Source organism: Pediococcus argentinicus, assembly GCF_001437605.1.
In the GTDB taxonomy this organism is placed as follows: Bacteria; Bacillota; Bacilli; order Lactobacillales; family Lactobacillaceae; genus Pediococcus; species Pediococcus argentinicus.
This window is the reverse complement of sequence record NZ_JQCQ01000009.1, coordinates 1-13,569: the sequence shown is the minus strand read 5'-3', so window position 1 is coordinate 13,569 and position 13,569 is coordinate 1. Positions and strand designations below refer to the sequence as shown.

Annotated in this window: 17 protein-coding genes, 1 tRNA gene, 1 pseudogene and 1 riboswitch; of the genes and pseudogenes, 9 read left to right on the top strand and 10 right to left on the bottom strand. The window is 37.1% G+C overall.

The annotated features are described in order from the left end of the window. Positions 1–244: 244 nt before the first annotated feature. Positions 245–1,216: a GMP reductase gene (locus IV88_RS03335; protein ID WP_057798737.1), complete on the bottom strand. Its 972-nt coding sequence runs from the start codon at positions 1,214–1,216 to the stop codon at positions 245–247. A gap of 176 nt (positions 1,217–1,392) precedes the next feature. Beyond that, positions 1,393–1,501, top strand: a riboswitch (TPP riboswitch). A gap of 105 nt (positions 1,502–1,606) precedes the next feature. Here IV88_RS03335 and IV88_RS03330 point away from each other — a divergent pair. The 6 genes from IV88_RS03330 (at position 1,607) to IV88_RS03305 (ending at position 5,571) form a co-directional block, all read left to right on the top strand. Beyond that, complete coding sequence (locus tag IV88_RS03330; protein ID WP_057798735.1) at positions 1,607–1,903, top strand: thiamine-binding protein; 297 nt, start codon at positions 1,607–1,609, stop codon at positions 1,901–1,903. Further along, on the top strand, positions 1,875–2,660 hold the full coding sequence (locus IV88_RS03325; protein WP_057798733.1) for an ABC transporter permease: 786 nt from the start codon (positions 1,875–1,877) through the stop codon (positions 2,658–2,660). The genes IV88_RS03330 and IV88_RS03325 overlap by 29 nt, the downstream gene beginning before the upstream one ends. Further along, positions 2,635–3,651 (top strand): ABC transporter substrate-binding protein, encoded by a 1,017-nt coding sequence (locus IV88_RS03320; RefSeq protein WP_057798731.1) that lies wholly within the window; start codon positions 2,635–2,637, stop codon positions 3,649–3,651. Before IV88_RS03325 ends, IV88_RS03320 begins: the two co-directional genes overlap by 26 nt. Then, complete coding sequence (locus tag IV88_RS03315) at positions 3,652–4,386, top strand: ABC transporter ATP-binding protein (protein WP_057798729.1); 735 nt, start codon at positions 3,652–3,654, stop codon at positions 4,384–4,386. An 81-nt stretch (positions 4,387–4,467) separates the two neighbouring features. Beyond that, positions 4,468–5,259: a serine hydrolase gene (locus IV88_RS03310; protein WP_057798727.1), complete on the top strand. Its 792-nt coding sequence runs from the start codon at positions 4,468–4,470 to the stop codon at positions 5,257–5,259. Between the two features lie 78 nt (positions 5,260–5,337). Next, a complete protein-coding gene (locus IV88_RS03305) occupies positions 5,338–5,571 on the top strand; it encodes a hypothetical protein (RefSeq protein WP_057798725.1) in 234 nt (77 codons plus the stop codon). A 91-nt stretch (positions 5,572–5,662) separates the two neighbouring features. Here IV88_RS03305 and cysK read toward each other — a convergent pair. The 4 genes and pseudogenes from cysK to gloA2 all read right to left on the bottom strand — a co-directional run bounded on the left by cysK (position 5,663) and on the right by gloA2 (position 8,461). Beyond that, positions 5,663–6,581: pseudogene (cysK, locus tag IV88_RS03300) on the bottom strand (cysteine synthase A). A 2-nt stretch (positions 6,582–6,583) separates the two neighbouring features. Further along, on the bottom strand, positions 6,584–7,093 hold the full coding sequence (cysE, locus tag IV88_RS03295; protein ID WP_057798723.1) for a serine O-acetyltransferase: 510 nt from the start codon (positions 7,091–7,093) through the stop codon (positions 6,584–6,586). A 290-nt stretch (positions 7,094–7,383) separates the two neighbouring features. Further along, on the bottom strand, positions 7,384–8,007 hold the full coding sequence (locus IV88_RS03290) for an NAD(P)-dependent oxidoreductase (RefSeq protein ID WP_057798721.1): 624 nt from the start codon (positions 8,005–8,007) through the stop codon (positions 7,384–7,386). A gap of 73 nt (positions 8,008–8,080) precedes the next feature. Continuing rightward, entirely contained in the window at positions 8,081–8,461 is a 381-nt protein-coding gene (gene gloA2, locus IV88_RS03285; protein ID WP_057798720.1) for an SMU1112c/YaeR family gloxylase I-like metalloprotein, read from the bottom strand. A gap of 156 nt (positions 8,462–8,617) precedes the next feature. On the opposite strand from gloA2, the gene IV88_RS03280 reads away from it, so the two are divergent. After that, positions 8,618–9,433 carry an aldo/keto reductase gene (locus IV88_RS03280; RefSeq protein WP_057798719.1) on the top strand — a complete coding sequence of 272 codons (816 nt, stop codon included), beginning with the start codon at positions 8,618–8,620 and terminating at the stop codon, positions 9,431–9,433. 36 nt (positions 9,434–9,469) lie between these two features. Here IV88_RS03280 and mscL read toward each other — a convergent pair whose 3' ends face one another. After that, the gene (gene mscL / locus IV88_RS03275; protein ID WP_057798718.1) at positions 9,470–9,835 is read right to left on the bottom strand and encodes a large conductance mechanosensitive channel protein MscL; all 366 of its coding nucleotides are present in this window, start codon (positions 9,833–9,835) and stop codon (positions 9,470–9,472) included. A gap of 153 nt (positions 9,836–9,988) precedes the next feature. Between mscL and IV88_RS03270 the strand changes: the two genes are divergently transcribed. Further along, positions 9,989–10,234 (top strand): CsbD family protein, encoded by a 246-nt coding sequence (locus IV88_RS03270; protein ID WP_057798716.1) that lies wholly within the window; start codon positions 9,989–9,991, stop codon positions 10,232–10,234. Between the two features lie 40 nt (positions 10,235–10,274). Here IV88_RS03270 and IV88_RS03265 read toward each other — a convergent pair. The 3 genes from IV88_RS03265 to IV88_RS03255 all read right to left on the bottom strand — a co-directional run bounded on the left by IV88_RS03265 (position 10,275) and on the right by IV88_RS03255 (position 11,544). Continuing rightward, positions 10,275–10,346: transfer RNA gene (locus tag IV88_RS03265), tRNA-Arg, on the bottom strand. A gap of 43 nt (positions 10,347–10,389) precedes the next feature. Continuing rightward, on the bottom strand, positions 10,390–11,211 hold the full coding sequence (locus tag IV88_RS03260) for a Cof-type HAD-IIB family hydrolase (protein ID WP_057798714.1): 822 nt from the start codon (positions 11,209–11,211) through the stop codon (positions 10,390–10,392). A gap of 9 nt (positions 11,212–11,220) precedes the next feature. Further along, the gene (locus IV88_RS03255) at positions 11,221–11,544 is read right to left on the bottom strand and encodes a hypothetical protein (RefSeq protein ID WP_057798712.1); all 324 of its coding nucleotides are present in this window, start codon (positions 11,542–11,544) and stop codon (positions 11,221–11,223) included. A 150-nt stretch (positions 11,545–11,694) separates the two neighbouring features. Here IV88_RS03255 and IV88_RS03250 point away from each other — a divergent pair, with 150 nt between their 5' ends. Beyond that, positions 11,695–12,636: an AEC family transporter gene (locus tag IV88_RS03250; protein ID WP_057798710.1), complete on the top strand. Its 942-nt coding sequence runs from the start codon at positions 11,695–11,697 to the stop codon at positions 12,634–12,636. A 189-nt stretch (positions 12,637–12,825) separates the two neighbouring features. Here the strand turns inward: IV88_RS03250 and IV88_RS03245 are convergent, their stop codons facing one another. After that, positions 12,826–13,482, bottom strand: a complete 657-nt coding sequence (locus IV88_RS03245; protein WP_057798708.1) for a histidine phosphatase family protein — start codon at positions 13,480–13,482, stop codon at positions 12,826–12,828. Between the last annotated feature and the right edge of the window lie 87 nt (positions 13,483–13,569).

The window sequence follows — 13,569 nt, the reverse complement described above, 5'->3', positions numbered from 1 at the left end:
AAAATAAAAACGGCAGGATTTCTCCTAGCCGCCTAATCTTAGAAACCGTCATACATAAGAACGGAGCTGTTCTCTACTCACAATGACTAAGTTAATAAGTAGTACGTGTTGTCAGTTTCTAAAATTAAAAAGAAATTAAAAAGAAACTACAATTATAATAATATTTTAATCGTGTGTAGTCAATAACTTTTTCATTCATCTATACAAAAAAGAGCCTGTTAGGGCTCTCCAAAATTCATTTAGACTAATTTCTTTCCATAATCGAATCCTTCACCACCACATAATCAACTTTAGTGATTGATTCAAGGTCACGACCACCGGCGTAGGAAATACTTGATTGCAAATCTTCTTGCATTTCAACTAGAGTGTCATCGATTGATCCTTTAAATGGAACTAGCATTTGTTTACCTTCAACATTACGGTAAGCTCCCTTTTGTGTTTCAGAAGCAGAACCCCAATATTGTTTGTAATTTTTACCATCGATTTTAATTAAATTACCGGGAGATTCAACATGTCCGGCTAACATTGATCCAATCATTACCATTGAAGCACCAAATCTGACAGACTTAGCAATATCTCCATTGTGTCTGATTCCACCATCGGCAATAATTGGTTTACGCGCAGCCTTACTGCATAAACGAAGTGCTGCTAATTGCCAGCCACCAGTACCAAATCCAGTTTTTAGCTTCGTAATACAAGCCTTACCAGGCCCAACTCCTACTTTAGTAGCATCTGCTCCAGCATTTTCCAAATCGCGGATTGCGTCTGGTGTTGCTACATTTCCAGCAATCACAAAACTTTCAGGAAGTTTTTCTTTAATATACTGAATCATTTTAATCACAAAGTCAGAGTGTCCATGGGCGACATCAATTGTGATGTACTCCGGAACTAGTTTTTTATCCTTTAATTCATCAATGAAATCATATTCTTCTTTTTTAATTCCTACACTAATAGAAGCAAATAAATCTTGATCGTGCATTTTCTTCACAAAATCAACGCGAGTCTCTGGTGCAAAGCGGTGCATGATATAGAAATATTGATTTTGAGCAAGTTGAATTGCTAAATCATCATCAATTACGCTCGCCATATTAGCGGGTACAACCGGAATTTTAAAGGTCATTGGGCCAAACTTAATTGAAGTATCAGCCTCACTTCTACTCTCAATCACACATTTATTCGGTACTAGTTGAATATCATCGTAGTCAAACACGGACATTTTCTTTCCTCCAAGGTTTTATACATCGCATTTGATTAAAATATAACATGACGCAAAACTTTATTCAACCGTTTAACGTATAAATAACGAACTAAATAGTCAAAGCCACATTCCAAAGTTCGGTTTTAACTTTTAAAACAAATCATTTACATTTCATACTGAAAGCGGTTATACTAAAAAACATACAGGGGTGCTGGGCGTTCCCGGCTGAGATTGAAGTAGCGACTTCTGACCCTCGAACCTGAAATGGATAATGCCAGCGCAGGAAGTAGAATAAATGTCGATTTTAGCTATTTAGGCTAAATCTATTCAATTTAAACTTTTACTTCAAATAAAAAGCTGGCCGAATTTTCGGTCAGCTTATTTTTTTACTTTTAAGGAGGACTCACAATGGATGCAAGTGTTGCAATTCAAGTTTTACCAATGATGGAAGATGAAAAGAAATTAGTATCAGTCGTTGATGCTGCGATTGAATATATTCAATCAACCGGTGTCAGCTATGAGGTTAGTGCTTTCGAAACAACAATCGAAGGTGATTACGACCAATTAATGGATATCGTTAAACAAATCAACCTGATGGCTGCTAAGGCCGGTGCTCCACATATCATGACTTACGTCAAAATTGACTACAAACCGGAGGGACAGGTTCTAGGTATTCATGAAAAAATCGACAAGTACCAACATTAATCTTCTTCCTGGCATTGTAATTTTAGGTTTACTAATTATTTGGCAGATAATTAGTCAGTTAAATATCATCCCAACTTATATGTTACCGTCACCTATTTCAGTAATAGAGGCATTTGTCTCTGATTTTGGAAATTTAATGAGCAACATGTGGATTACCCTTTTAGAAGCTCTTTGGGGCTTACTCTTAGGAATTATCTTAGGTCTTTTAATCGCATTAGTTATGGATATGTTTGAACCCATCTACCGGGCCGTCTATCCTCTTCTTGTGATTAGCCAAACGGTTCCAACCGTCGCAATCGCACCACTTTTAATTCTTTGGTTCGGTTATGGAATTATGCCCAAAGTTGTTTTAATCACGATTACAACTTTCTTCCCAGTTGCAGTGGAAATGTTAGATGGATTTCGTTCAACCGATCATGATCTAATTACTTTGATGAAAACATTTGGAGCTAGTCGCTGGAAAATCTATTACTACGTTAAATTTCCTAGCTCAATCGATAATTTCTTCGCAAGTTTAAAGATTTCCGTGGCATACTCAGTAGTCAGCGCAGTAATTGCTGAATGGGTTGGTGGTTTCAATGGTCTTGGAGTTTATATGACACGAGTGATGAAGGCTTACTCTTACGATAAAATGTTTGCGGTTATCTTTCTCATTTCAATAATTAGTCTGCTTTTGATTTTCCTTGTAAATCTACTACAAAAAATTATGACTCCCTGGAGGAATTCTCATCATGAACAAAGTCGTTCGTCGAATTAGTTTAACCATTGCACTACTATCATCCGTTTTATTTTTAGCAAGTTGTGGTTCAAAAAAAGATTCAGCTAAAACTAAAGACATTACCGTTGTTCTAGACTGGACCCCTAACACCAACCATACTGGTTTATATGTAGCTAAAGAAAAAGGTTATTTCAAAAAAGAACATCTCAATGTTAAATTCGTTCAACCACCTAAGGACGGCGCTGAACAAGTTGTTGCTAGTGGAAAAGCTCAATTTGGTATTTCAGCTCAAGATACACAAGCTGATGCAATTGGACGTGAGAATTCTTTACCAATCACATCTGTTGGTGCCATTTTGCAACATAACACTTCTGGAATCATGTCTCGTAAAGCCGATAATATTAAGAGCCCTAAGGATATGCAAGGCAAGCGTTATGCAACTTGGAATCTTCCTACTGAACAAGCCATTATTAAACAAGTTGTTAAAGATGACCACGGTGACTACAGTAAGATCAAAAAGATTCCTAACAATATCACCGATGAAGTAGCTGCATTAAAGGCTCACCAAACAGATGACTTATGGATTTTCTATGGCTGGGCTGGTATCAATGCTGAAGTTAAGAAGTTCCCTACTAATTACTTTAGTTTCCGTTCTATTAACGATACGTTCGATTACTACACACCAACTATTATCAGTAACACCAGCTACTTAAAGAATAATCCTGATGTTGCTAAGCGGTTCATGAAAGCAACTGCTAAAGGTTACACTTATGCAGCTAAGAACCCTCGTTCAAGTGCTAAAATTTTATTAGATTCAGTTAGTGAACTAAAGAGTAATGAAAAGCTTATCTATGCAAGTCAAAATTATCTTTCAAAATACTATCTAACTAAATCTGGTCAATTCGGTGCCATCGATGAGAAGCGCTGGAACAAGTTCTACAGCTGGTTAGACGATCATAAGTTAGTTGATCAAAAATTAGCTCATAACGCTGGATTCACAAATCAATATTTACCAAAAGAGGATCAATAATTGGACCAAATCGAAATCAAAAATATTAAAAAGAGTTTTGGAAGTCACCAAATTTTAAACGACATCTCCATTCATGTTGATTCACATGAGATTGTCTCAATTCTTGGTGTCAGCGGGGTTGGAAAAACCACTCTCTTCAATATCGTTGCTGGAATTTCAAATCCTGATCAAGGACAAGTAATTTATAACCAACAAGATATTACTGGTCAAAGTGGTTTCTTCAGTTATATGTTGCAAAAGGACTTACTGCTTCCCTATCGGACAATCATGGGAAATGCCATTTTACCAAGTATCATCAAGAATACTAGTAAAAAAGAAGCCATCCAAAAGGCCGCACCGGCATTTAAAATATTTGGTTTAGAAGGTACCGAAAACAAGTATCCGAACCAACTGTCCGGTGGCATGCGTCAACGCGCAGCACTACTCAGAACCTACCTTGCTTCCAAAAACGTTAATCTTTTAGATGAACCATTTAGTGCCCTCGATGAATTAACAAAGCGCAATATTTATAAATGGTATTTAGATTTAAATCAGAAGATTGGGACGACTACTCTTCTAATCACTCACAGTGTTGATGAAGCAGTAACCTTATCGGACCGGGTTTACATTCTTAGTGGTCAACCTGCAACTATTACCAAAGAACTCGTCATTGATTCACCACAAAAACGAACGGATGATTTTGAATTGACCGAAGATTTCCTTAAATATAAGAAGGAAATCCTTACCAGCTTATAGTTGTTACATTAATTTAATGCAAGTAAATCCATTTTTCTTTTATAATGTCACTAATGACTTTATACAGGGGAGATGGATTTTTTGAATGACCAACTACAAATTATGCGCAGTGAAATACTAGAAGCTCTAAAGAAAATTAATGGGAATACTTCTTTAAAAATGCACATTGATGGTCAGGAGTTCATTAACTCTAATCCCGATTTTGTTCATCCAGCAACTGGTTTAACCAAATTAATGCTACTAGCATACGTGATGGATCAACTGAGTCGTGGCCGTCTTAATCTTCAGCAAAGCATCAGTATTGCACCGCAACATATCGTTGGTGGTAAAGGAATTTTACAACATCTCAATGAACGAACTTGGACACTCGAAGAATTGTTAGTCTTTGCGATTTCAGCAGAAGATAATACAGCAGCTAATGCCATCATTGGTAGCATTGGCCCCGGTACGCTTCAACAATGGTTAAAACGTAGCCCTTATACTTCAACGACCTTCGAAAGATTCTTTATGGATCAAAGTAGTTTGCAATCTGGACATGATAATAAGATCTCAGCAGCCGATTCATTAAAAATGCTCACATCCATTTTAGATTTATCAACTGAAGGTCAACCTTTAGCTAAACGATTACTATTTAATCAACAATCTAAAGATAAGGTTTCGGCAGCCTTTGTTGAAAGTATGTCCCAGGTCCAAGTCTTGAATTTAACTGGTGAAGGAAGTCGGACTGATCATGATGTTGTTCGTCTGATTGGTAATCACCACGCTATTGATATCGCATTTCTCACTTCTGGGGCAGCCGACCGAATTTCCGTCCTTTCAACTATGCAGTTAGTCGGTCAATATGCGGTAGACATCTTATATAAACTAAATTAGTTATCTAGCACTTAATAATTGCGTTTTCATTCTATTTTAACTATAGTTAAGTTATTAAGAGTGATAGGAGTTGATAGTATGAGTGAAGAAGTATTTTTCAATCCGGGTGACTCAATTGGTAATTTTCATGATTACAACGAAGCCGTTCGTAGCGGTCAAATTTTCAAACATAAAGATACTGAAGGTAAAGAACTCGTAGTGGTTTCAGATCCACAAAAACATGAAGAGTACGCTATTTTTTTTGTGAACGATATGATTAAAAAGAGCACTACTGATGAAGGTAAGAACTATTTGATTTCAAAGAAAATATAATAAGAAAAGCCGTAATTCCTGGACGTTGGAATTGCGGCTTTTTGATTGATTATTTTTAAAATAAATTCTCGACTGTAAGATTTTAAATTAATTATTTGTAAAGTGGTGTTGATAAATATCTCTCACCGTTATCAGCAGCAAGTGCTAATACTTTTTGACCGGACTTCATTGTTTTAGCCTTTTCGATTGCGGCGTATACCGCTGCACCACCTGAGAATCCTAATAAGATTCCTTCTTGGCGAGCAATTAATTGTGCAGTTTCTTTAGCTTGATCACCGGTGACGTCTGAAACAGAATTATAAATTTTTGTATCTAGTACATCTGGAACAAATCCAGTGCCAATACCTTGAATTGGATGTTTACCAGGTTGTCCACCGTTTAGTACAGCAGATGTAGCTGGTTCAACCCCAACAATATCAACCTCTGGATTAGTTTCTTTTAAAAACTTACCAGTACCTGAGATAGTTCCACCGGTTCCAATTCCAGCGACAAATGCATCTCGAGTACCATCGAAATAATCCACAATTTCGGGTCCGGTTGTTTCGTAATGAGCTTGTGGATTAAGGTCATTGATAAATTGACCAAGACGTAAGTACCCGCCCTTTTCAACATATTCATTAACAAGTTTAATGGCACCACCGATTCCTTCAGCACCAGGAGTTTCAATTAATTCTGCGCCATAAGCACGCATTAATTGTTTACGTTCCTCACTTGCAGTGTCAGGCATTACTAGTAGTGCTTTGTAACCTTTAGCAGCAGCCACAGCAGCAATTCCAATTCCAGTATTACCTGAAGTTGGTTCAATCAACGTAACATCATCTGTTAATTTGCCACTCTTTTCTGCTTCTTCAATCATCTTTAAAGCAATTCGGGTCTTTCACTGATCCTGCTTCATTAAAGAACTCAAGTTTCACATAAACATCAGCTGCATCATCTGGTGTTGAACGTTGAAGTTTAACGATTGGTGTGTGTCCGATATATTCTAAAATGCTTTCTTTTTTAATTGTCATAATTATTCCTCTTTCTGTTTTAAAATTCGAGCTGGGTTGCCAACTGCGGTGGCATTTTCTGGTACATCCTTTAGTACCACTGCACCTGCGCCCACCTTTGCATCATTATTTATCGTAATATTTCCTAAAATTAAAGCGTTCGTTCCAATAAAAACGTTATCTCCTACCGTTGGGTGCCGTTTACCATCGACCTCTCGCCGCGATCCAAGCGTTACGCCGTGTAAAATTGTAACGTCATTTCCAATCACGGCTGTTTCGCCAATCACAACACCAATACCATGATCAATGAATAATCGTTCACCGATGGTTGCACCAGGATGGATATCAATTCCAGTTCTCTTTCTCGACCAATTGCTTATTATCTCAGCCATCAACAGGTGATGATTATTCCAAAACCTGTGTGCCAGACGATAAGCTTTCAATGCTCTGAAACCAGGATAAGTTAATATAACTTGTAATCTAGACCGAGCTGCTGGATCACGTTTAATAATGTTATCGACAGTTTCAAACATTTAAATCTACCTTTTCAAATTTTATAGTGGAAAATAAAAACTGCTCCCGTGGCGTTGGATTGACCAAGCCCGGGAGTAGTTCGTTTAATATCATGATTTTAGATGACGAAAACAAGTCTAAAAAACTTGATCCCGCCTATTCAAAGGTGCGACATGATAGATAACTATACTGGGGACTTGATTGATATGTTAGTCCCATACAACACAATACTACTTTAGTCATCTATATGTCCTCCTTCTAATTTGTTAACTGGAATCTTATCAGAAAAAAAAGACCCGTCAAACAATAATTACCAAATCACACTAATATGTTCGCGATTATGTTCTTCATTTTCAATTTTATCAGCCATTGCAATCGCATAGTCAGCATAGCTAATTTCACTCTTGCCGTCTTTATCTGACATGATTAAATCATTACCCAAAACATATTGATTTTTACGTGGTCCACCAAAAATAAAATTAGGTGCTGGACTTAAATATGTCCAGTTCAGATCATCAGAATTTGCTAAACTTTCTAAACTTTCAGCCATTGCTTGTGAAGTTGGTTTGAATGCTGGTGGAAAACTTGGCGTTTCAAATAACCGTGTAATATGGTCATCTACGTATAAACTACCAGCTCCACCCACTACCATTAGACGTACATGAGTATTTTTCAGAATATCTGCCAAATGTTCAATCGACATCTTATGCAAGTTTTCTTGTCCACGTGGAGCATTAAAAGCATCCACAACCACGTCAAATGGCGTCAAATCATCGGTATTCAAATCAAATAAATCCTTTTCAAGCACATCCCAGTCACCCTGCAGCTTATCCGGATGACGCACAATTGCAGTCACGGAATGACCACGGTCTGTTAGCTCTTTGGCAATTAAATCGCCAGCTTTACCAGTTGCTCCAATAACACCAATTTTCATACCATTCACCTTCCGATTCTTCATTTAGGCTTATAATATCGGGGAATCGATTTGGAAACAAGCAAAGTGATTTTTACTCGTGCAATTCTAATGGTAGTCCATCTGGGTCAAAGAAGAAGGTCATTTTACGGTGATTAAGTTCATCCCTACGAACTGATTCAACCCGAATATCCTTTGACTTCAGTTCTGCAATATCCGCTTCGATGTTTTTCGTTTGAAATGCAATATGTCGTAATCCTGCTGCTTCAGGATATGAAGGTCTCTTAGGTGCATCTGGTTTGATAAACAGTTCAAACACGGTATCACCAAATTCTAAATCAATTTTGACATCATTTTTAACACTCCGGACAGTTTCTTTGATAACGCGCATACCTAATTTTAAAACGTAAAACTCTTTTGATGCATCATAGTCAGTACCGATAATTGCTATATGGTTAATTCGTTTAGGTTCCATTTTAAATACCTCCACAAGGTTGTTTTGTTCATTTTATCACTCTTAAAACTATACTTTTAAAAAGTTATGTATTATGGTGAATATATTGAATAAAAGGGGGAATTTAACATAATTAGTGGAATTGAAGATACCGTTACATTAAGCAACGGTGTTAAAATGCCAAAGTTAGGTCTCGGTGTTTGGCAAGCTGAACCTAAAGATACTGTAACAGCTGTTAAAACAGCCATCGAAAGTGGTTATATCTTAATTGATACAGCCAAAGCTTATGGCAATGAAACTGAAGTTGGTGAAGGAATCAAAGCTGGACTTGAAGCAACTGGTAAGAAACGTTCAGACTTATTCATCACAACTAAATTAGCTAATGAAGATCAAGGCTATGAATCAACATTGAAGAACTTTGACGAAAGTTTAAAACGTCTGCAACTAGATTACTTAGACTTATACCTCATCCATTGGCCAGTTGCTGGTAAATGGGCTGAAACATGGCGTGCATTTGAAAAACTATACAAAGATGGCAAAGTTCGCGCTATTGGTGTCTGCAACTTCACTGAAGCAACCATGAAATCCTTAATGGCTAAAAGTGAAATCAAACCCATGGTTAACCAGGTTGAATTCCACCCATTGTTACAACAACCAGATTTACAAGACTTCTTAAAGGCTGAACAAATCCAACCTGAAGCATGGTCTCCACTTGGCGGTACTGGTGGTCACTTGATGCAAAACGAAACAATTCAAAAGATTGCTGAAAAACATCACAAATCACCTGCGCAAATCTTGATTCGTTTTGATTTACAAAGTGACTTCATTACAATTCCTAAGTCAGTTCATCCTAAATACATTCAACAAAATGCTGATGTATTTGACTTTAAACTTGACCAAGATGACTTAACTGAAATCCATAATATGGACGAACACCATCGCACTAGTTACTGGTTGAACAGTTTTGATTGGTATACTGGAACGGAAAAATAGTAAAAATTAAAAGATGACCTTTTGAGGTCATCTTTTTTAGTACTCATCATTCTTCTTCATCATGTCGCGAATATCCTTCAAATATTTTTCCGTATTAGTTGGTTCTTTAGTTTCAGTTTTTCTAAATTTATTAATCAATTTAACCATCAAAAAGATCACAAAAGCTATAATTATAAAGTTAATCACTGCATTAATAAAACTACCCACTTTAAATGTGGCATCGTTGATTTTAAAGACCCAATCAGAAAAATTGATTCCTCCAACAAATAACCCAATCAAAGGATTTATCATATAAGATACCAATGACTTGACGATTGACGTAAAGGCACTTCCGATGATTACACCAACAGCTAAATCAACCACACTACCACGCGAAATGAACGCTTTAAATTCTTTAATCATTATGTATTCCTCCTTAGTCTTTCTACTTAAAATTGTAACTCAATCTAATACTTTTTAACATATTTTTGCCTATTTACTATAAGCATATATCTTTACAAACAATTATATAATTTGTTAAGTTAAGGATGTACAAATACTAAAGGAGGTTATTATATGTCTGTAGAAGATAAGTTCAATGATAAGAAGGATCAAGTATCTGGTAAGGTTAAAGAAACTATCGGTAAAGTAACTGATGATAAAGAGACCGAATCAGAAGGTAAGGCTCAAAACTTGGCTGGCAAAGCCCGTGAAGTATTCGACGATGCGAAAGAGAAAACACAAAAGGCTGTGGATGATGCAAAAGACGCTGCTCAAGGTGTGATTAACTCGATGAAGAAAGACAAAGACGACGATAAATAATAGCAAAGAAAAAGACAACCAAGTGGTTGTCTTTTTCTTATGCGCAGGGGGGGAGTCGAACCCTCATCATGAGGACCGAAATCTCATGTGCTATCCGTTACACTACCCGCGCTTAACACTTTAATTCTAGTTAAAGTGTCTATTTATTACAAGTGCTAGTTAACTCGTCCGTCCAGAACTTTGCCAATCAAATCCATTACTCCACTATCATTGTTATCAAGCGGCGTAATTAACTTGGTAGCGTCTTTAGCCTCTGGTGCAGCGTTTTTCATTGCATAGCCTAATCGAGCATGTTGTAGCATAGCCTTATCATTCTCGTTATCGCCGAATGCCATAGTTTCATCCATAGAAATATTCCAGATATGTTGGAGCTGCTGCAGTCCATATGCTTTATTGACATGTGATGGCATGATATCAATCCCGCTAAAGCCACTCAGAACACTGCCTAATTGGCTACCGAGATCTTTACGCAATACATCTGCCTTATCACGCACATCATCTAAGTTGGCCCAATGTGTATCAATCTTGTAGATTGGGTCCTTAACCGACTTAAAGTCCTCAGTTGAAATCAAATTGCGATAGAAATAATTATCGAGATCCCAGTCTACAGCATCAGGGGTGACATTTGTATACGCCCGATTTCTCGTTGAAAGAATAACCGTAACTCCTTCAAAAATAGGTGTACTAAACAAGTAATCCAAAAAATCACGCATCAAATTTGGATCAAGCGGACTCTCATCGAGAATCTTGCCCTGCTCCACAATCAATCCACCATTTTCAGTCACATACGTCATATCACCATCAATGCCTTCAAATACATCCTGACAATGGGCATATTGATTTCCACTAGCCACAACAAACTTTAAGTTTCGATCATTCATTTCTTGAAGTTGCTGTTGAAAAAGGCCCTTATCAAAAGTATGTTCATCATTTAGAAATGTACCATCGATGTCACTTGCAATGAGTTGAACTGCCATAGCGTCCTCCTAGCTGTTTCTTACTATTTTGTTAACTTCTGTATCTAATTTAAGTAAAAGTGATGCAGCATCATTTTTAAAATCATCCACAAAGCTACCTGAAGTTGATTTAATCGTACCTACTGGTTCATCAATCATCCCATAAACTGTGATAGTATCCCCATCCAATTTGCATGAGTAATAGTGTCCTTCAAGTGCTTCGTCCAAAAATCCTTGTGCGTTATCACTAACAGCATCTTTAATAACATCTTCTTCGCTTGAGTTGTCACCTAGTTCTTTAAGTTGTTCTAATCGAATACGTAATTCGACCATATCCTTTGGTATCTGAATCATATTCCAATTCCTCCTATATTCTCATGGGTCAATTCTATCATGTTTAAGTATTTGTTTATAACAAAATCATTTATTCATTTGTGAAACCCGTCTGGTTATTTCCCAAACCAGGCCGTACAATGGAAGTACTAACTTTAAAGGACGGATTGTATGTCTACATTTCTAAACAGTATTCAAGGAGTTCTAATTATTATTCTTATGGTTGCAGTTGGTTATACTCTAGCTGCTAAACATTGGTTTACAGAAAATTCTAAAAAATTAATTGCTAAATTAGTTACTCAAATTGCCTTGCCACCCTACATGATCATCTCAATGACTAATGACTTTTCTAAATCAGAGCTCGCAAAATTGTTACCCAATTTACGTTATCCGGTTTTATCAATGTTTATCCTGATGGGTATCTCATGGATAGTTGCTCGATTTATCAAAGTCGATCCCAAACGGCGCGGATTATTCATGTCGATGTTCTTTAATTCCAACACCGTTTTTGTGGGGCTGCCAATTAATCTAGCTATCTTTGGTACCAAGAGTCTGCCTTACGTGCTAGTGTACTACATGGCCAACACTACCATCTTCTGGACGCTAGGCGTGTACTTTATCCAGCGCGATAATCCGAATACCCAAGTTAAATTTAATTTTGTAGATGGAATCAAAAAAGTTTTCTCCGCTCCATTACTAGGGTTTATAATTGGAATTGTCTTAATTGTTTTAAACATTCATCTTCCAGTTGTATTATCGAAAACCTTTACCTACCTTGGTGGATTAACCATTCCACTGTCTATGTTATTTATCGGAATTTCAGTTTACGATGCTGGCCTTTCAAATATGAGATTGAATAAGGACAGTTTAGGCGTCCTTTCCGGAAGATTTATCTTTGCACCAATCCTAATGTATCTCTTAGTTGCTCACAGCGACATGCCTAACATGATGAAACAAGTCTTCATTTTACAATCATGCATGCCGGTTATGACTAACGCTCCGGTAGTTGCCAAACTGTATAACGCAGATGCAGACTTTGCTTCAATTATGGTAACTGAAACAACATTACTATCATTAGCAGTAGTGCCGATTATGATGATACTTTTGAATTAAAGAAATAGAGGTTGAGAGAAAACTATCGTTTTCCCACAACCTCTTTTATATTGTCATTTGATAATAGTCTAAATCGGAGAATCAAGACTGATTTCTGCGCATAGCTACGAAAACCAAACGATTCCAAGTACGAATCATTCGGTTTCCTATGCTATTGCTCAAAATCAACCCGTCTTTATTCTCACTCTCTTATTTTGCTGTCTCATTAACTTTTACAATGTGGAAACGACCATGTTCGAAATCAACTCGCGTAACGCTCGCATTTTTCAATAGAAGTCTAGGAACTGCTCGGGCATTTAAAGCGTATAAAAAGGCACTTAATACTAGTCCATGTGACACAATGAGCACATTCTTCTCATTTCCATCATCTAAATCACTGGCAATTTTTTGAATTGTTTGACGGGCTCGTGAACTGACTTGAACCATCGTTTCTGCCGCCCCAGTATCGTCTAATTCGTGGAACAAATGAACGATTCTGGCAACTCGTCGACCACCCCATAGAATTTGAAAAGGTCCGCGCCACTTTAAGTTCTTCAATACTAACGGCCAGAAAGCTAAGACAGGCTTTTCTTCAAGCCCACCAAAATCATATTCACTTAGGCCATCAACAGCCGTTATTTCACTCAATTCATGATGTCGATCAGCGATTAACTGAGAAGTCTGACTGGCTCGACCAGAAAAACTTGAGTATGCCTTATCGAAATGAATTGGTTCTAAAAGAGTAGCTAATTTTTTGGCAGCTGCAACGCCTTTTAACGTCAAAGCTGAGTTAGTTCTTCCTTGAAATTTATGCTGGCGATTTAATTCTGTTTGTCCGTGTCGTACCAAATATAAATGAACCGTCATGTAATCGCCTTCTTTCTTGTTTATAAAGCATTATAACAGAAATATCGTTTAATAATTAGATCATAGCGTAACTTAATTGTGGGTGGA

Bases quoted from the DNA above. Each gene is read 5' to 3' on its own strand.
- IV88_RS03260 (WP_057798714.1), bottom strand. From the start codon at position 11,211: ATGGCAGTTCAACTCATTGCAAGTGACATCGATGGTACATTTCTAAAT.
- IV88_RS03250 (WP_057798710.1), top strand. From the start codon at position 11,695: ATGTCTACATTTCTAAACAGTATTCAAGGAGTTCTAATTATTATTCTT.
- IV88_RS03305 (WP_057798725.1), top strand. From the start codon at position 5,338: ATGAGTGAAGAAGTATTTTTCAATCCGGGTGACTCAATTGGTAATTTT.
- IV88_RS03245 (WP_057798708.1), bottom strand. From the start codon at position 13,482: ATGACGGTTCATTTATATTTGGTACGACACGGACAAACAGAATTAAAT.
- gloA2 (WP_057798720.1), bottom strand. From the start codon at position 8,461: ATGGAACCTAAACGAATTAACCATATAGCAATTATCGGTACTGACTAT.
- IV88_RS03255 (WP_057798712.1), bottom strand. From the start codon at position 11,544: ATGATTCAGATACCAAAGGATATGGTCGAATTACGTATTCGATTAGAA.
- cysE (WP_057798723.1), bottom strand. From the start codon at position 7,093: ATGTTTGAAACTGTCGATAACATTATTAAACGTGATCCAGCAGCTCGG.
- IV88_RS03335 (WP_057798737.1), bottom strand. From the start codon at position 1,216: ATGTCCGTGTTTGACTACGATGATATTCAACTAGTACCGAATAAATGT.
- IV88_RS03325 (WP_057798733.1), top strand. From the start codon at position 1,875: ATGAAAAAATCGACAAGTACCAACATTAATCTTCTTCCTGGCATTGTA.
- IV88_RS03290 (WP_057798721.1), bottom strand. From the start codon at position 8,007: ATGAAAATTGGTGTTATTGGAGCAACTGGTAAAGCTGGCGATTTAATT.
- IV88_RS03280 (WP_057798719.1), top strand. From the start codon at position 8,618: ATGCCAAAGTTAGGTCTCGGTGTTTGGCAAGCTGAACCTAAAGATACT.
- IV88_RS03320 (WP_057798731.1), top strand. From the start codon at position 2,635: ATGAACAAAGTCGTTCGTCGAATTAGTTTAACCATTGCACTACTATCA.
- IV88_RS03330 (WP_057798735.1), top strand. From the start codon at position 1,607: ATGGATGCAAGTGTTGCAATTCAAGTTTTACCAATGATGGAAGATGAA.
- IV88_RS03270 (WP_057798716.1), top strand. From the start codon at position 9,989: ATGTCTGTAGAAGATAAGTTCAATGATAAGAAGGATCAAGTATCTGGT.
- mscL (WP_057798718.1), bottom strand. From the start codon at position 9,835: ATGATTAAAGAATTTAAAGCGTTCATTTCGCGTGGTAGTGTGGTTGAT.